Consider the following 18,445-nt stretch of genomic DNA (forward strand, 5'->3'; position numbering starts at 1 on the left):
GCAGCGGCTGTTCGGGCCGTTGACCCTGAAATAAAGAGCTCAATTAAGCGTTGTTGTTTGGACTCACTTAAACGACTTTTACGCATACTGCTATCCTAGACGAAATTCAGTTATCTAGGACAGCCCCTTATTTTTTACGTTTAACTTTTAACAACTAAAATTCTTTTCAACTTTAACGTTTCATTTTTCATTTATTGACGCTCCGCGTCAAACCGTGTCCATAAAACTCTTCTCAATCCGCGAGAACAAAACCACCCCCACGAAAAGCAGCACCAGAGTCATCACTGCACTCGTCACGATGCTGCCGATATCCACGGTACCAACACCCAAGAAAGCATAACGGAAGGCTTCGATGATCGGTGCCATAGGATTGAGCGCCATCAGCCACTGATATTTTTCGGGGAGGATACTAGAAGGGTAGACAACCGGAGTTGCATACATCCAGAGTTGCACGCCGAAACCTACCAGTTGAGTCAGGTCACGATACTTGGTGGTGAGTGAGGAGACGATAATGCCGCAACCAAGACCCAAGGCAGCCATCTGCAGGACCAAGAACGGCATGAGTAGCGCGGCAAACTGTAATTGAATTGCAGTGCCTTTGGCGTAAAAGTAAAGCCAGAAACCAGCGAATAGAACCAACTGTATGGCAAAGGCAATCAGGTTGCTGATCACCACAGACAGCGGTACGGTCAATCTCGGAAAATAAACCTTGCCAAAAACATGAGCATTACCGACGAACGTGTTGGAGGTTTTCGTCAAACAGTCGGCGAAATAACACCACGCGACGACACCGGAGAGATAAAACATAACTGGGGGCAGTCCATCGGTAGAAATATTGGCAACCTTGCTGAAAATCACTGTAAAGATCAGGGTCGTCATAACCGGCTGGATCAAGTACCACAAGGGGCCAAGGATGGTCTGCTTGTAGATCGCCACGAAATCCCTGCGCACAAAGAGCATGATCAGGTCGCGGTAGCTCCATAATTCACTGAGTTGGAGATCAAACCAACCTGAGACAGGACGGATGGTCTTGGTCCATTGGATAGGGGCGGTTGAATCGTTGACTTGATGAATGGTTGAATTTCTCATTTTCTGGAAACCGTTGTTATTTAATTGTTATCAGCAAGAGGAAAGAGGATTAGTAACCAGTTGAAGCGTTGATTTGTTAAACCGATTTAAGTTAGTAGCAGCTTTCAATGTGCGAAGGCACTTCGGTATAGTCGCGATGTGCTAAAAGGTCTACGGTAACAGGAACAAACTTATTGCTCAGTTTGTCATCAGCCCATAGAGCTTTGCCGCCAGGTTATCGTCAAAGCCATCGATATTCTGATTCAGCGCAATGATCAGAAAAGTGCTGTTTTATAACTTGGCCGACAGGTCGCCACGAATTTCTTGTATTGCTGAGCGCAAAGGCTCCTGACCTTCTAGAACCAGATCAAATTTACCGCGGGAATTTTCCAGCCTCACCTCCAGAGACTTCTTTTTCATAACCCCTCATTGCATAAGTTGTATTTCAAAAGATAACAAACAAATTGGACGTTGATTTTCTCGATGTGCTCTGACCAAAATATAAATCTAAGATCGGTATTTGGGCTCTAAAACATGCCCATTCAGTGTTAATCTGCGCCACACTAAATCGTTGAGTTATTTATTGAGTCTATTCAGAGATTTAAACGCTCCCTTTTTCTCGTCCATTGCCATGCTGTTTCAATTATCGCTTTGAGGTCTTTATATTGTGGTTGCCAATTCAGCTCCTGACAAATTCGGGTGGCGTCTCCAACCAAAATAGGCGGGTCACCTGGGCGCCGCTCGCCGATTTGCACCGGGATAGTTTTTCCCGTAACCTCACCAACAGCCTCAATCACTTCTTTGACTGAAAACCCTTGACCGTTGCCTAAATTGTAAGCTCGAGCAGGGGAACATGTGACTCTCAGCGTTTCCAATCGTTCTAATTCTTGAAGAGCCACAACATGTGCTTGGCCCAAATCGGTGACATGGATATAGTCACGAATGCAGGTGCCATCGTAAGTCGGATAGTCTTCACCGAACACTGTAACATGAAGTCTCTTGCCAGCCGCCACATCAAGCAATATAGGTATCAGATGTGTTTCAGGGTTATGATCTTCTCCAATATCTCCATCCGGATCGGCACCTGCAGCATTGAAATAGCGTAAAGTTATAGACCGCAACCCATAAGCCGAGCCACAATCTTTGATCATCTTTTCCACCATCAATTTGCTCATGCCGTACGGATTAATCGGGTTCTGCGAATGATCTTCAGCAATCGGCACTTGTAGCGGCTCACCATAGGTAGCGCAGGTACTTGAAAAGACGAGCTTATCGATGTCATGGTCGCTCATTGTTTCGAGCAGTGTCAAGGTATCTGCAACATTGTTGCGATAATATTTGCCCGGGTTCTCAACAGACTCTCCGACATAAGCGAAGGCAGCAAAATGCAGGACGGCTGAGGGTTGGTACTTCTCAATGACTTCATCAAGGCGGTCACGATCGGCTATATCGCCGATCTCTAAAGGACCCCACTTCACAGCCCATTCATGGCCGGCAACCAAGTTGTCGTAGACCACGGGTCGATAACCGGATTCAGCCAGAACCTTACAGGTATGGCTTCCGATATAACCGGCACCACCGGTAACGAGAATGTTATTTGCTGGCACTTAAACACCTGCTCAACGTTATTGGCCTAATAAACCCTGACATTGCTTCCGCCTGTCTAATCTTCGCATCCCTACCCGTAATTTATAACGCCATTAAACACTTTTTATCGTCCGATATTTTCTCAAAAAGGGCAAACACCTTACCAAGGTGAACCCTGCAAGAGACAACCCCCACCAGAAAAATCCAAAATTTTTACGGACGATCTGCGTTAACTCTTGCAACTGTAAACGTTCGGTAAGGCCATCTGGTGCTGCATAACCTTGTAAGGCAGGTTCGAAAAAGAATTTTACATTACGCTTGTACAACCTCTGGTTGAAATCAAAATCCGCGTACAACCGATAGATTGTATCAAATGGCGGTTCGGGATGGAGTCTTTTCGGAATCAGCAGGCCCTGGTGATGCAATGTATTGTAGAGTCTCAATCGGAAATCGACACCGGCATAAAACACTAACTGCTTTTCCAAACTAACATTCCCGTAAAGAACGCTGTAGGGCTCACGCGGCGCATCCAAGCTTACTGGCAACGACAATAATCGGTCTCCCGCTCCTAGGAAAATCACCCAACTCTCCGGGTCCGCTAACGCCCATCCCTTGTTCATGGCATCATATACGCCATGATCCTTCTCGCTCACCCAGGCCTTTAGCCTCTCTTGGTACTTCCCAATTACATCGAGAGTTCCATCGGTAGAGATGCCATCAATAATAATGTATTCAAGATTTTCATAGCAGCAATCCAATACACTTTTGATGGTTTCTTCAATGGAATCTACCGCATTCAACACGGCAGTAATCACAGTTATTTTACCTATCCCTGTCACTAGGCTTCCGGTACTGGCAACTTGGCGGAACGAAAGTTCAGGCATAAAGAGAGAATCATCCGTACTCTATCCCACTGCCCTAATAAGGCGCGACTCAGTAGAGTCCCTACGAGACTGACATAAACTGTAGGCAGTGCCCATGGGAAAAATTTCCAAGTGAAAAACAACCGGTTGCGTATATTGCAAAAATCACAAACAATACTCTTCCTGCCAGGATGACTACTAGTGCCAACAGACGCCCCCACCTTGTGATAGACCAGACTGTCTGCAGCAAAGGCCAGTGAAAACAAAGGCTTGGCACGCATTGCCCAATCGATTTCTTCGAAGAAAAGGAAATAATCCTCGCACATCAAACCGACCTCCTTGAGACATGCTTTGGAAACTAGCATCGAAGCACCGACCACGTAGTCCATCCAGGATTCAATGCGTGAAGGATCGACTCTCTCACTCCTCTTTCTGAAGCGCCCCAGATGCCAGGCATAAGCAAACCATCTGCTATAATAAGCTCCCCCAAGAGCCTGGACCCTCTCGGGGCGATCATACTCCAGAAGGGTTGAGCCGCACATGCCAGCCGCCTTTTTATCCTTCAAACGACCTACCAAGGCCTTAAGGGCGCCCGGATCGACAACAGTGTCATTATTCAGAAGCCAGACAAAATCACAATCTTCTTTGCCTAACGCATATCTGAGACCGACATTATTACCACCAGCGAAACCAAGGTTTGCCCCATTTTGAATCAAGGTCAGCGAAGCGGACTCCTCACTCTCGTTGTCAGGTGTTTCCGCAGCTTTCCTGTCAAGTTCAGAAAAATGGACAGGTTTATCAACAGGTGGGAAAGAGTAACGCTGCAATTCACCCAGGACCAGAACATCAATTTTCCCGTCGGCCCAATCTTTAATGTGTTCCAAGGAATGATCAGACGAGCCGTTGTCGCAGACGACAATTCTGAAATCAGAATAATCAATACGTAGAAGGCTTTCCAGGCACTCGACAGTATCTGGCCAGTTATTCCAATTAAGCAGCAGAATATAGACCTTGTTCACTGGTATATGCTCCAGAACACCAAGACGACCCAGAGGAATCCGACGACCAGAAGTGGCAAGTCCTTCAGCAAGGCATTGGTCGGGTCGCCACTCTTCCCGGACTTGACCCGGAAGAGGTACCGCAGCAGGCCGAACATGCAGAGCGGCACGGTATAGACCATATACGGCCGACTCAAAGCATAGACCGAGTAAGTAACGATCACAGATCCGCCACAAAGGAACATGGCATTTTCCAAAAAACCATCCGGGTAGACTTCAAGCGTTCGGCGATGGTGTCCAGCCTTCTCACCAAGGTTGATTTTCTCACTTTGCCGTTTACCCAGGCTCAGAAACAATGAAAGCAGAAAAACAGTCAGGAACAGCCAGTCAGTAATATAGACACCAAAAGCTTCACCTCCGGCATAAAGCCGCAGCACAAAACCGAGCGAAACACAGAAAACATCGACGATCGGCCAGTCCTTCAGGGTCCATGAGTAAAACCCGGAGAAGAATAGGTAGAGCCCGACATAAACAAGGAAACGGGAGGAGATCTGACTCCCTAGAAGACCGCTGCCGAACAGCAATATGACCATCAGTACGACTGCCTGAGTCTTACTCAATGCACCAGAAGCAAGCGGTCGTCGACATTTTGTCGGGTGTTGCCTGTCGCGCTCCTGGTCTCTCAGGTCATTGAAGATGTAGGTCGCACTTGAAGCGAGGGAAAAAGCCAAAAAAGGCACTATTCCGCGCAGTGCCATACCGGGTTGCATTAACGCCCCACCCAGAAAGGGAGGGAAGAACAACATCAGATTTTTCAACCATTGATGAAGGCGAAGTATTTTTACCATACTGATTGGATGCATTTCCCCTTCAAACTTTCGGCCAATTTTCGTGCCGGTTCCTTGTAGATCGAGTTATCAGGGAGTTCACTATAGGCTAGGGAAAAACTCACCTGGGCAGCAGAACAATTACCCCATTCCAAATGCTTTTGACCGAGGCGGTAAAGGTAAAATGGCTTTTTCGTTCGTCGCCACAGCTGTTCTAGGTAGCTTACAATTTCATCATTATAGGTATCACGGAGGGCCAGAGAGGTGCTCTGCACGCTCAATCGTTCGACAACAACAATCAAACGTTCAAGTATTACCGTATGATATCCATTGGTACTGGATTTATTGAGATTTTCCAGGAGGAACTCCCTGGCCTCCTCAAGGCGCCCCTCCTCCATCAATATCAGCACCTTGTTCAAAAAAGCGACCTGCGTGTCGGGGATTTTCAGTTCACGGAGGATCTCGAGAGCTTCTTGTTTCCGGCCCCTTTTCCATAAGGCCTCGGCCATCTGGTTACGCCCTAAGGCAAATCCGGGGGATTTTTTGACCGTGTCAGTAAATAGTGTCAAGTTGTCCTGCCAAACGATTCCGCGTTGAAAAACCGCTACAGCACAAAACAGGAGGAGACTCGCAACCCCTAAACCTATAGATAGCTGCCAAGCACCATAGCCTTTGTCTCGCAACCACTCTCCCCCGACAAGGCTGCCACTAATTGCCAGCATTGCTGCTGGAGCGTACATGTAACGTTCTGCAAATGGTGTCCATGAAATATTCCCCATAGCCACCAATAGCGCGACAGAAGTAAGACTCATTGCGATCAACACAAAACTCCCCTCCCAGGTTAAACGCCGGAGAAGAATAGTTATCAAGAAGACAAGAAGACACCCGACCCAGAAATACCAATCAGGCACCTCAATGATACCAAAATTAAGAGGAAAAGGCTGCACCAGCTTACAGGCATAAAAACCGGCGCCACGCAGAGCAATATCTAATGATTCCAGCCAGCCAGTAAAATCAAGGCCTTCACTATAAGATCTTACTCCAGGACTGTAAGAGCCAGATAAAACCTGAGAGACCTGGCGCACTCCAGCATCACTATCCCGTAATACCGACACGCGCAAGAGAGCATATATTACTGCACTGAGCAGACAACCCAAAGCAGGCAGGAAAGCCTTGTTTACCAGAAATGCCTTCGGCATAATCAGCGATTCTTTACATACAAGCCACCCCATAATGAATAAACCCGGCAACAGAAAGAGTGATGTCTCCTTGGCCAAAGAACCAACAAAAAACGCAAAAACCGCAGCAACACACCAAGTAACAACGCCACTATTGTAGAACTTAATTGCGCAGGCCAGAGATACAAGCACAAAGGTGGTGGCGAGCAGATCTGCCCTCCCAGCCACCCAAATCACAGCTTCAGTATTGATCGGATGTAGTCCAAAGAATAAGGCCGCGATGGTCGGGATGGCCACCGTGTTCAGGCCCTTACGCTGGGCAACCTGCATTGCAACACAATAAACAAGCAAAGTATTCAGCCAGTGAAGCAAGACATTTTCCAAATGCACAAACGAGGCTTCAAAGCCCCAGACCAAGGAATCAACTATAAATGAAGAGTTAACAAGCGGTCGAAAATAGCTTTTAGATTTAGGAATCCAGAAGTCACCCCAAGTAAACTCGGAGCGATTGAGCAAATCATGGGCCAGTCGCAAATCATCAACAGAGTTGAGGGGGGCTGACAGTGCGGGGTAATAAACAATCCAGACAACACAAGTAATGAACGCAATAGCATGCCAGCATTTAAACTTCACGAATTTCCCTATTTGATTATTTTCAGAAAAAAATCTTCCAGACTTTTGCGGTGTGGTTCAATCATTTGCACTGCACAACCAGCCTCATCCACTTGCCGCATAAAGACGCTCAACTTCTTGCAGGGAACAAACAGTTCTGGTGAATCAGCCGGAATATGTTCAAGGGAATATTCTTGCAAACTTACGGGAGTATCCTGCTCAAGACGGACAAGGTAACCATCTACACCTTTGGAAATGATCGTACTGACGGCAGTCTCAGTGCGCAATTCACCTTTGGCAACAATTCCGACTCGATCGCAGACCGCCTCGACGTCTGCTATAACATGAGTACTGAAAAATACTGTTTTCCCCCGCCGCTTAAGGTCTAACATGATCTGCTTAACTAAGGCACGCCCCACTGGGTCAAGACCACTCATCGGTTCATCAAGAATATACAGTTCCGGATTGTGAAGTAAGGTTTGAGCCAAACCCAGGCGCTGCACCATACCTTTGCTGTAACCGCGGACAGGGCGGTTCGCAGAATCGGCCAGATCAAGCAACTCAAGTACACGTTCCGACTCACGGGCAATTTTTGCCGCAGACATGCTGAAACTGCGGCCGACTAGGCCGAGATATTCCCGAGCAGTTAAGTAGTCGTAGAAAGCGGGATTTTCTGGCAAGTATCCGACCTTGAGCCGCGTCTTAGGAGAAGACACAGGTTGATTGAATATGCGGGCATAACCACAGGTCGGATTAATCTGGCCGACCAGTGTTTTGATCGTGGTGCTTTTCCCTGCTCCGTTAGGCCCTAAAAAACCAAACACCTCACCTTCAGCCACTAATAAGCTGAGATCCTTGAGAGCCTCTACTCGCTGTCGTTTTTTACCACGGAATGTCTTGGACAAGCCTTTTATCTCAATCGCCATAAGCGTTCCCGTTTTCATCAGACATCGACTCATGTTGAATAAGTTCGCTGGTGGTGCGAACCCGTCCACGCTCATCTAGATAGAAGCTTCCGCCATAGGGATCATCAGGTGCTGCTGACAACAACCCAAAATTAAGTAGTTGCTCAAGATCTATCGGCATGGCACCGTATCGCTCACGATAGGCATCTCGCGCGCGTTCGATGGCCAAGGTTGCAAGCAATGCATCACGGCGCAGTTCATAATTCCTGCGTACAGTTTTATCCCGGGCGTTGTTTATCATCGTTTCCAGAAAGGCAAGCCCCAAAGCAGCTTGTTCGGATTCGTAAAAATAGCGTGCGGCAAGTTGTGCATACAGCGGGTTCCCCGAGAGCTCCGCGGCAGACTGCATATATTCTGCTGCCTTTGTATAATCTTTAAGGAAATAGGAGTAATTGAAACCGAGATAGAAAGGTATATATGGATCCCAGGTACGATATTTAGCGCCCTGCTCAAGAAGTGCATTAACTTCTTGAACACGTCCAAGATCCCATGTAAACACAGATTGGGCGAAATAGTAAGAGTCCATATTATATGGATCAAGAGCAACAATAGACCGGATAGTCCGGTACATATTCAGGAATTCTGGAGAGACAATTACATTATCCTGGAACTTTTGTAAAATTGACCCGAAGTAAAACAACACACGCATGACAAGCATCCCGGCAACTGACGAACGGTGCTCACCGCTGATTACCTTCAAAACCTGCGCATGCGGGAGATACCCCAGTTTGACTTCTATCGGTCTATTTTTCTGTAAATTGACAAAAGGTATGATCAATAAGACATAGATCACAAGCAGAACACCGAAGAACAGGCGCTTGTTCATGGTAGCTCTCTTCTTTCGAAATTAACCACTGCAAGCAACAGAAGGATGCCAGTATAAACTAAAGTATACAACATGGTTAACGATAGCCCGGTGAGTGACACCGGCAGACCATAAACAGCATGCACGTGGAAATCGAAGGCAGCAAAGTTAGGCAGAAGATAATATGCACCTTTAACAGCTGAGATCGCCATTAGAGACATACCGCTGCCAAATTCACCGGTTACGTACTCATAAACTTCTTGAGAGGCTGACCCACAGAAATAGATGACCAAGGTACCAAAAAAAGGCAGGTAGAATGAAGTGCTAAGGGAAGATAACAGTAAAGAAAAGGCAGTCAGCAACATGTACTTGAAGAGGTCTCCACCTATCGTCAACAGAATATTCCCCCAGTGAATCGGAATATCTGACGGATAAGAAGATGAGGCCAGCTTAATGGCTACCGCACAGCCCATACCGAGCACCATGGTAGACAGTGTCAGGAAGAGGAGGATGCTACAGAACTTACTGACAAGAAAAGTTGCGCGACTGATCGGCAGAGTCAGTATCGAGTGGAGATAACGACGCTCGATATCGCGCCAGACTGAGGAAGCACCTAGCAACAGAGTGGTCACCAACAAGGTCCCGGAAATCACTGAGAGGGAAAGAGTTATCGAAAGCTCCTGAACTTGACGCATAGAGAAACTGCTCATGGAGGGAATCATAAGGATCATAAAAACAGAAACGCCTAAGACACCGTACAGTACGCGGTCTCTCAGAATACCCTGCAAATGGCATTTGGTAAGGATTATGAATTGGTCAAACATAGGTGGATGCTAAAGGAAAAGCCGACGGGAGTCAATCCCGCCGGCTTTCAGTATTAAGTGAAAGGATGTCAGCTTACATCGAAGTCCAGGCATCACCGAACGCGCCGTTGTCAGCCGAAGACAATGACCACGCACCGGCAGCGGCCTGATCGCCGATATCTTGGAAGAAGATTGCTGTGGAGTTGTGGGCCGTGCCATAAGACTTACTGCCGCTCATATGATATGTCGCTGCAGAAAAACCACCGACTAAGTATGCAGACCTAAAGCTGACGCCCTTAGACATTTTACCAAGCAACACGCCATTGGTACGAGCAGCGTCAGCAGCATCAACACCACCGTAAATTTGCATGCCGTCAGTTGTCGTCACAGTGTTCGAAGCAAGAGCTGCTCCGTCGGCAAAGGCGTAGCCACTAACAGCAAGTATCATCACCATGGTAAGAAAAACTATCTTTTTCATTTATTCATCCTCCGTTTTTAGTTAGATTAATTAGCGCTGATTGAGAGCTGCCGGGTATCTCTGGGTCTCGGCCATGTAAGCCTCAAAGCCTGTCTTGATGTTCTTCAGGTCGCTGTTGGCCGCGCTATTGTAAGCCTTCTGGCGATAAGCAGAAAACTGAGGGATAGCGATAGCAGCGAGGATACCAATGATCGCAACAACGATCAGCAACTCGATCAGGGTAAAACCCTTTTGGGACTTGCGAAACTTCTTAAGCATAATCTTTCTCCTTTCGAATGTGGACATCATGTCCATGTATATTTTTACGATTTTCTACCGTTCGCGAAGTTAATAAAGCAATCACTGTGCCAATAAGCTTAACCACAGTAAAACAAAAAAGGAAAGCCCTCAACGCCAGAAAATAAAGCAATCGGAGGGGATGAACGAGTGCTGGTGGGGGCTCCGTTTTGCCTACAAGGGACAGGGAGTGACACCCTAAGTGACAAATTTGGTCACGCCGTGTCACTCTTCTGAGTCATCGTCACCTAAGCCATACTTGGTGAGCCGATAACGGATTGAGCGAAAGGTGATCCCTAAAAGCCCCGCAGCTCCCTTTCGCACACCATCGGTCTTGAGAAGGGCCTTAACCAGGATCTCTTTCTCAATTTCACCGAGGTAAGCGTCCAGATCCATGCCAGCATCAGGGATATCGGTCAGGGGTGTCACAGATGAGGACATCCCGGTCACTAGGTTTGGCGGAAGACAGTCGAGGGTTATCTCATTCTCTCTACCCAAGACTGTAGCACGTTCAATAACATTCTCCAGTTCCCGTACGTTGCCCGGCCAATGATAGTCGATCAAACGGCGCATGGCATCCTCGGCCACCTTGACTCCTGCCTCTCCGGTAAATCTCTCCCAGAAAAAATCAATCATGACCGGAATATCTTCGCGCCTTTGTCGCAACGGTGGCAAATCGACACGAATAACGTTGAAGCGATAGTAAAGATCCTCACGAAAAGAGCCTTCGCTAACAGCGTCCTCAAGGTGACGATTGGTCGCTGCCAGAACACGTACGTCTGTTTTGATATCTTTTGTTCCACCCACCCGACGGAACTCATTCTCCTGCAGAATACGCAATAGTTTAACCTGCATCATTGCAGGCAACTCGCCAATTTCGTCAAGAAAGATTGTCCCGCCAGCGGCGGTTTCGAATAAACCCTGCTTCTGTTTTATCGCTCCTGTAAAGGAGCCTTTTTCGTGTCCGAAGAGTTCACTTTCCAGAAGATTCTCAGGGATAGCGCCACAGTTAATCGGCACAAAAGGACCTTCACGACGGTCGCTGTTGTAATGAATCGCTCTTGCAATCAGTTCTTTTCCAGTACCAGATTCACCGGTCACCAGGACCTTAACAGGACTGGCTGCGACTTTTTTGACCATTGTGAAGACACCCTGCATCGCCTTCGATTTGCCAACCAGCCCTTCAAAAGAGAAACGTCGTCCCAACTCCTCTTTCAGTGCCAGATTTTCCTGGCGCAGCTCACGACGTTCAAGGGCGTTTTTAACAATAAGGCGGATCTCTTCATTCTTGAAGGGTTTGGTTATGTAATCATAAGCTCCCTGCTTCATGGCCTCCACGGCTTCATCCGTCGTTGAAAAAGCCGTCACCATCAAAACAACTGTTTCTGGTGTGCGCTCCTTGATGTGGGCGAGCAATTCCAGGCCTGTCATACGCGGCATTTGAATGTCCGATATAACCAGATCGTAGCTGTGGTCACGCAGATGAGCAACAGCCTGTGAACCATCCACGGCGGTATCGACGTGATAACCTTCGCGATGAAGCATAATACTTAAAAAATCACGCATACTTTCTTCGTCGTCGACGATCAGGATGCGATATTTATTTTGTTTTGCGCTCATATGTAAACAACTCCTTTGTAGTGGACAGGTGCAAACTCAAGCTTAAACAATTAACACACTTAATTTACAGGGATGAAGGGGATAAATGGGATAGGTAAGACCAAAAGCTTTCGATATTGTTCTATCCTATTCAACCCCTTTATCCCTGTTAAACATAAAAAGCCTGTTTAGGATATTGATCAAAGCGATTCGTCCCTTAGCACATCCTACATATTCTGCAAACTCCAGCCTCTAGCCCCGAGTCTCCAATCCCCCTTTTTCAACGATAGGAGAAGAAGCCATTCGACATTGTTCAGGAAGCTCTACAATAAACCTCGCACCACCGAGATTTCCGGGCTCTACGTAAATCCGCCCCCGGTGCGCTTCAACATTTGCGTAAACGTTTGCCAAGCCAAGACCTGTCCCCTTATCTTTCGTCGTGAAAAAGGGCTCAAACAACCTGTCCCGATCAACATTGGCAATACCTGCACCGGTATCCTCAATGACGATTTCACCTTGTGCTGCATTAACTTCAATCCGTACCCTGCCCTCAGGCCTGGCAGCATCACCGGCATTGATAAGAAGGTCCCAAAAAACCTGATGCATCTTCTGGGGGTCAACATTCATCTGAATCGGCCCCTGATAGTCTTTTTCAATGGCTATACCCTGGAATTGACCACTTGCATTAATTAATGCAATCAATTCATCAAGCAACGCCGATATATCAATCAACTCCAGCTGCAAAGCCGATGGTCTGGCAAAGTTGAGAAAATCGCTGAGCAACGAGCTTAAACGATCGGCCTCCTTGACAACAATGTTCATCAAGAGGCGATCCTCCTCACTGACTTTTTCATCTTCGAGAAGCAACTGCACCGAACCACTGATCGATGCCAGGGGATTGCGAATTTCGTGTGCCAGCCCCGACGCCAGGCGACCAACAGCTGCCAGACGGTCGGAGCGTTTAAGTTGTTCTTCAAGAGCCTTGTATTCCGTTAAATCCTGGAAAGCAATCAAAAGGCCCAAAAAGTAATCATTTTTATCAACAACCCGACTGGCTGAATACCCCAAGGTCAAAACTTCTTTTTCGTTTTTGAAGTAATCAGTCTCTCCACGCTCAACATCAACCATGCCAACAGGGTCAAAGGGGCCAAACTCCGGAAGGATCTCCTCGATTGGGCGGTTATAAACTTCTTCCAAACTATAACCGGTGATTTTGCTTGCCGCGCTGTTGAAAGAGCGAATGCGTCCGGCAGCATTTACAACCATCAAACCGCTATTGATATTAGTCAAAATCGCCTGATTCAAGCGTTCGAGTTCGCCGTAATCAATCTCCCGTTTTTCTCGTGCCTCTTCGCTGCGACGTAACCGCTCTGCCAAAGCGCCACTCAATAAGGCCGTCAAGAAAAATGCACCTACATGCAAGAAAACGGCATAAAAAACATCGTAATGTTGAAGGTCTTTAGAATCTAGAGTTCCCGTAACGACCGGCAGGTAGCCATAGTATTGGAGGTCAAGCAAGCTGCCGTAAAGAATAGAAGAAGCGGAAGCGACCAACAACAACTGAGGTCTGGGGCAGAAAATACTCGAGGCAATGATAACCAGGATAAAAAGGAAAGAGTAGAGGCTTTCGACGCCACCGGTCAGGTAAAGAATTAAAACGACAAAAAGGAGATCCCAACTGAGTTGAGCATTAATAAAGTTCCGATAGTGTTTTAATCGTAACAGTATAAAGCCCGACGCAATCGTCTGCAGGACAGCAAAGAGAGTAAGGTACGTTAGATAACGTGCAGCAGAAGAAGAGGCCCATGAGCCTTGCTGCAACTGATAAAATATTGTACCACCAAGGAAAAGGCAGACAACAGCCAAACGAACGGCAAGATACCACGACAGAAATCTGCGTGGCACGCTATGAACGTCAATTTGTACAGGCGTTGCCGCCATAGGAAGATACCTGTCCCCGGGACAAATGGCGGAGAGGGACTGTTATTCTGTTAATCTGGCAATGGCTCTGGAATGTTTTATCCAACCGCACCGGCCATTTGGAAGATAGGCAAGTACATGGCGATAACCAGACCTCCAACCGTGGTACCGAGGAAAAGCATCAGCAACGGTTCCATCATCGCCGTGAGGTTACCTACGGCATCATCAACCTCATCGTCATAGAAGTCTGCGATTTTATTAAGCATGGTATCAATAGAGCCGGACTGCTCACCAATAGCAATCATCTGGCAAACCATCGCAGGAAAAACGCCTGATTGTTCTAATGGTTCAGCAATTGTTTTACCTTCACTAATACTCTTAGCCACTTTGTAAATTGCATTCTCGACGATCTTGTTACCTGCCGTTTTGGCGACAATATCCAGACCGTCTAGAATCGGCACACCACTGGAGATCATGGTGCCTAGGGTTCTAGTGAATTTGGCTACGGCAACCTTACGAATCAGCATGCCCATAACAGGCAACTTAAGGAAAAAGGCGTCCATAAATAGCTGGCCTTTAGGCGTCTTGTAAATACGCTTTAAAATCCAAAGGGTTCCATAACAACCACCAACAATCACAAAAATATAGCTCTGGATAAAGGCACTCATGGCAATAACAATGCGGGTCGGTAACGGTAATTGCTGGCCAAAGGACTCAAACATAGATTGAAACTGGGGGATAACAAAAACCAGAATAACAGCAATGACAATAACAGCTATACCGATAATCGTTGCCGGATATGTCATTGCGCTCTTGACCTGTTTTTTCAGCTTCATAGCCTTTTCGATGTAAGCCGCAAGGCGATTTAGGATGGTATCGAGAATACCGCCAATCTCACCAGCAGCAACCAAGTTGACATAGAGAGTATCAAAGGCATTGGGATGTTTTTTTAAGGCATCGGCAAAAGTTGAACCGGCCTCTACATCTTCTTTGACCTGAGTAAGATTTGCTTTAAAGGTTTTATTCTCCTGCTGTTTACTCAGGATATCGAGACACTGCACAAGCGGCAGACCCGCATCGATCATGGTGGCGAACTGACGGGTAAATACGACGATATCTTTGGTGGTAACCTTCGGCTCAAATCCGGGGATTTTGATCTCCATATCAAAACCCTTACCAGCCTCCTTGATATCCCCGGGAGAGATCCCCTGACGACGAAGTTGAGCCTGAACAGCCTCAGCATTAGGGGCATCCATCTGCCCTTTCATGGACTGACCGGACTTTGTCGTGCCTTCCCATTTAAATTTACCCATGATCAACCTCGTCAGTTATTAAACCGTTATAAAATCACAAATTATTGAATTTACTTTGTCCGCCTTAAAACAGCCCCCAACCCCCAGCATCCAGCCCCTGCTCCTACCTTTTCGCACCAGTACCGGATTGAACTCCTCGCTTGAGAGCCGCATTAGGATTGGCCATCATCTCTTTGAGTTCCTCAATATCCGATGAGCGGGACAGAGCATCATCCATGGTAATCTTTTTCGTATGGTACAAAGAGAAGAGGCTCTGGTTCATCGTTTGCATGCCGTACTTTTCCTGGCCCATCTGCATCTGAGAATAAAGTTGGTGAACCTTGTCATCACGGATCAGGGCACGAATTGCTGTATTCGGCACCATGATTTCGAGAGCCAGCGCCCGCCCCTTGCCATCCATACGTGGCAGCAAGGTTTGCGAGAGGACACCTTCCAGAACGAACGAGAGTTGGGTTCGCACCTGCTGCTGCTGATTCGTGGGGAAAACATCAACGATACGATTGATCGTCTGCACCGCACCGTTGGTATGCAGCGTGGCAAAACAAAGGTGACCGGTCTCTGCGATTGTCAGTGCAGCTTCGATCGTTTCCAGATCACGTAACTCGCCAAGCAGGACTATGTCCGGATCCTGACGAAGAATGTACTTCAGGGCATTTTTGAAGGAATGGGTATCTGAACCAACTTCCCGTTGATTGACGACACACTTTTTGTGCGGATGCAGGTATTCAATCGGGTCTTCAATCGTGACGATATGATCTTCACGTTCTGAGTTGATCCTGTCAATCATCGAAGCCAGAGTGGTGGACTTACCTGACCCGGTTGGGCCTGTCACAAGAACGAGACCGTTCGACTTATTGGAAATAGTCCTGATAACCGGCGGCAGGCCAAGTTCCTCAAAGGAAAGGAACTTGTAAGGGATCAGGCGAAAAACGCCAGCGAGAGCACCACGCTGGACGAAGACATTGCCACGGAAACGGGCCAGTCCCTTGACGCCGAAAGAGAAATCGAGTTCGTTGATCTCTTCAAATTTGCGTTTCTGGGTTTCGGTCAGGATGCTGTAACAGATGTTCTTGGTGTCAGATGGCAACAAGGAGCGCATCTTCATCGGTGTCATCTTGCCATTGACACGAATCTGCGGCGGCGTTCCAGTCGTGATATGGAGGTCAGAAGCGCCGAGCTCCACCATGTGCTTGAGCATTTGTTGAATCGAAAAATCTGACATAATTCACCTGGGACAGTGTGGCGCGTGGCGCGTGGCGCGTGGCGCGGACATTTTTAGGGATAATCCCCTTGTTTGATCTGTTCCGACGAAGCCGTAATGAGCAGTTCTCTAAAAGCTTCGCAAGTTTTTTATACTCGCGCTACGCGCTACCCGCTACCGGAGTCTAGTCGTCAGCGATGGTGCAGCGCAGTGTTTCTTCAAACGAGGTAATTCTCTCGTCCATCTTCGTCAGAGCCGCCTGGCGCATGGTCTTGACGCCAAGACGCATCGACTCACGTTTCAGCTCTGCAGTGTTGGCACCAGCCAGAATCAGCTCGCGCAACTCCTCGAACATCGGCATAACCTGGTAGAAACCGACCCGGCCTTTGTAGCCCGTGTCATTACACTTTACACAACCCTCACCCTTGTAGCTGTTAAAACTATCGACCTGGTCTTCGGGGACACCGGCCTGAACAAGTGTCTCTTTGGGGATATCTTCCGGCACCTGGCATTCCTGACAAAGGCGACGGCCAAGACGCTGGCCGGTAATCAGGTTGACTGCGGAAGCCACAAGGAAGGGTTCGATCCCCATGTTGAGAAGACGGTTGACAGTACTCGGGCAGTCATTGGTGTGCAGCGTGGAAAGGACCAAGTGACCAGTCAGTGCGGCCTTGACCCCGATCTCAGCCGTCTCAAAGTCACGGATCTCACCAATCATGATGATATCCGGATCCTGTCGCAAAAAGGAACGCAGTGCAGCCGCGAAGTTAAGACCTATCTCTTCATGCATCTGACATTGGTTGATACCTGCGAAGTTGAACTCGACAGGGTCTTCAGCTGTTGAGATGTTTTCCGAAGGCGTATTCAATTCACCCAGAGCGGAATAGAGGGAAACGGTTTTACCAGAACCCGTTGGCCCGGTCACCAGAACCATTCCGAAAGGCTTGTGGATCTGTTCCTTGAACCATTTCAGCGACTGCTCTTCGTAACCGAGCTTGGTCATATCCAACTGCAGGTTCGACTTATCGAGCAGACGCAGAACAATCTTTTCGCCAAACAGGGTCGGCAGGCAGCTGACGCGGTAGTCCATGTCTTTGCCCCCGGGCAGTTTAATCTTGATACGACCATCCTGAGGCAAACGTCGTTCAGAGATGTCCATCTCCGACATGATTTTGATACGTGAAGTCAGAGCGTTCTTGAGCTTCAAAGGTGGCTTCATAACTTCGTGAAGAACACCGTCAATACGGTAACGGACCCTGAATGATTTTTCGTAGGGTTCGACGTGGATATCGGAGGCGCCTTTTTTGATCGCATCAGTAAGGATCAGGTTGACCAGCTTGACAACCGGAGCATCCTCACTGGATCTTTCAAGCTCGCTGGTATCAATTTCATCATCGTCGTCAATAACCTCAAGATCAATATCATCAAGGTCGCCCATGACATCATCGAAGGACGCGCTCTGGTCGTAATATTTATCGATAGCGGACTTGATGCTGTTTTCGGCAGAGACAACGATTTCGACGTTATAGCCGGTCATGAACTTGATATCGTCGATGGCGAAGATATTGGAAGGGTCGGCCATGGCGACGATCAGCGTCGAGCCTGCGCGGTTGACCGGAATCAGCTGATACTTCTGCACGACTTCGGCAGGAATCAACTTGATGACGCTTTCATCGATTTCAAATTCACTGAGATTAATCGACGGGACGCCATATTGACGTGACAGAAAAGCCGCGAGGTCTTCTTCTTTCAAGAAACCAAGTTTAACCAGACTGGCACCAAGTCGGCCACCAGTGGCTTTCTGTTCTTCAAGAGCCTTGGTAAGTTGTTGTTCGTCAATCAGTTTGTTGCGAACCAGAAGTTCGCCGAGACGATTAGCAGCCATAAAAAATAATCTTCTTCCCCCGGAAGCCCGTCGGGTCTGATAAAGGTCTACAACTTAAAGCATTATC

General features: G+C 47.7%; 18 protein-coding genes. All 18 read right to left on the reverse strand.

Features of this window, described 5'->3' with window-relative positions; translation table 11 throughout:
• Nucleotides 1–86 (reverse strand): IS1595 family transposase (locus P9J64_14320; GenBank protein ID MDG5469502.1); only part of this gene is annotated, 86 nt, incomplete at its 3' end.
• Nucleotides 87–207: 121 nt separating this feature from the next.
• The gene (locus tag P9J64_14325; GenBank protein MDG5469503.1) at nt 208–1,089 is read right to left on the reverse strand and encodes an ABC transporter permease; all 882 of its coding nucleotides are present in this window, start codon (nt 1,087–1,089) and stop codon (nt 208–210) included.
• Between the two features lie 270 nt (nt 1,090–1,359).
• On the reverse strand, nt 1,360–1,488 hold the full coding sequence (locus P9J64_14330; protein MDG5469504.1) for a hypothetical protein: 129 nt from the start codon (nt 1,486–1,488) through the stop codon (nt 1,360–1,362).
• A 173-nt stretch (nt 1,489–1,661) separates the two neighbouring features.
• A complete protein-coding gene (galE, locus tag P9J64_14335; protein ID MDG5469505.1) occupies nt 1,662–2,675 on the reverse strand; it encodes a UDP-glucose 4-epimerase GalE in 1,014 nt (337 codons plus the stop codon).
• Nucleotides 2,676–2,768: 93 nt separating this feature from the next.
• Complete coding sequence (locus tag P9J64_14340; protein MDG5469506.1) at nt 2,769–3,539, reverse strand: glycosyltransferase family 2 protein; 771 nt, start codon at nt 3,537–3,539, stop codon at nt 2,769–2,771.
• Nucleotides 3,494–4,537 carry a glycosyltransferase family 2 protein gene (locus P9J64_14345; GenBank protein MDG5469507.1) on the reverse strand — a complete coding sequence of 348 codons (1,044 nt, stop codon included), beginning with the start codon at nt 4,535–4,537 and terminating at the stop codon, nt 3,494–3,496. Before P9J64_14345 ends, P9J64_14340 begins: the two co-directional genes overlap by 46 nt.
• Entirely contained in the window at nt 4,534–5,379 is an 846-nt protein-coding gene (locus P9J64_14350; protein MDG5469508.1) for a decaprenyl-phosphate phosphoribosyltransferase, read from the reverse strand. Before P9J64_14350 ends, P9J64_14345 begins: the two co-directional genes overlap by 4 nt.
• The gene (locus P9J64_14355) at nt 5,358–7,154 is read right to left on the reverse strand and encodes a hypothetical protein (protein MDG5469509.1); all 1,797 of its coding nucleotides are present in this window, start codon (nt 7,152–7,154) and stop codon (nt 5,358–5,360) included. Before P9J64_14355 ends, P9J64_14350 begins: the two co-directional genes overlap by 22 nt.
• An 8-nt stretch (nt 7,155–7,162) precedes the next feature.
• Nucleotides 7,163–8,059, reverse strand: coding sequence for an ABC transporter ATP-binding protein (locus P9J64_14360; GenBank protein ID MDG5469510.1), 897 nt, complete (start codon nt 8,057–8,059; stop codon nt 7,163–7,165).
• Entirely contained in the window at nt 8,049–8,924 is an 876-nt protein-coding gene (locus P9J64_14365; GenBank protein ID MDG5469511.1) for a hypothetical protein, read from the reverse strand. Before P9J64_14365 ends, P9J64_14360 begins: the two co-directional genes overlap by 11 nt.
• Nucleotides 8,921–9,727 (reverse strand): ABC transporter permease, encoded by an 807-nt coding sequence (locus P9J64_14370; GenBank protein ID MDG5469512.1) that lies wholly within the window; start codon nt 9,725–9,727, stop codon nt 8,921–8,923. Before P9J64_14370 ends, P9J64_14365 begins: the two co-directional genes overlap by 4 nt.
• 73 nt (nt 9,728–9,800) lie before the next feature.
• A complete protein-coding gene (locus tag P9J64_14375) occupies nt 9,801–10,184 on the reverse strand; it encodes a hypothetical protein (GenBank protein MDG5469513.1) in 384 nt (127 codons plus the stop codon).
• A gap of 30 nt (nt 10,185–10,214) precedes the next feature.
• Nucleotides 10,215–10,442 carry a prepilin-type N-terminal cleavage/methylation domain-containing protein gene (locus P9J64_14380; protein MDG5469514.1) on the reverse strand — a complete coding sequence of 76 codons (228 nt, stop codon included), beginning with the start codon at nt 10,440–10,442 and terminating at the stop codon, nt 10,215–10,217.
• Nucleotides 10,443–10,685: 243 nt separating this feature from the next.
• Nucleotides 10,686–12,080, reverse strand: coding sequence for a sigma-54 dependent transcriptional regulator (locus P9J64_14385; protein ID MDG5469515.1), 1,395 nt, complete (start codon nt 12,078–12,080; stop codon nt 10,686–10,688).
• 231 nt (nt 12,081–12,311) lie between these two features.
• Nucleotides 12,312–14,000 carry an ATP-binding protein gene (locus tag P9J64_14390; protein MDG5469516.1) on the reverse strand — a complete coding sequence of 563 codons (1,689 nt, stop codon included), beginning with the start codon at nt 13,998–14,000 and terminating at the stop codon, nt 12,312–12,314.
• A 77-nt stretch (nt 14,001–14,077) separates the two neighbouring features.
• Nucleotides 14,078–15,292, reverse strand: coding sequence for a type II secretion system F family protein (locus tag P9J64_14395; GenBank protein ID MDG5469517.1), 1,215 nt, complete (start codon nt 15,290–15,292; stop codon nt 14,078–14,080).
• Between the two features lie 103 nt (nt 15,293–15,395).
• On the reverse strand, nt 15,396–16,514 hold the full coding sequence (locus P9J64_14400) for a PilT/PilU family type 4a pilus ATPase (protein ID MDG5469518.1): 1,119 nt from the start codon (nt 16,512–16,514) through the stop codon (nt 15,396–15,398).
• 163 nt (nt 16,515–16,677) lie between these two features.
• Nucleotides 16,678–18,378 (reverse strand): type IV-A pilus assembly ATPase PilB, encoded by a 1,701-nt coding sequence (gene pilB / locus P9J64_14405; protein MDG5469519.1) that lies wholly within the window; start codon nt 18,376–18,378, stop codon nt 16,678–16,680.
• Nucleotides 18,379–18,445 lie beyond the last annotated feature (67 nt).

The organism is Deltaproteobacteria bacterium IMCC39524, assembly GCA_029667085.1.
In the GTDB taxonomy this organism is placed as follows: domain Bacteria; phylum Desulfobacterota; class Desulfuromonadia; order Desulfuromonadales; family BM103; genus M0040.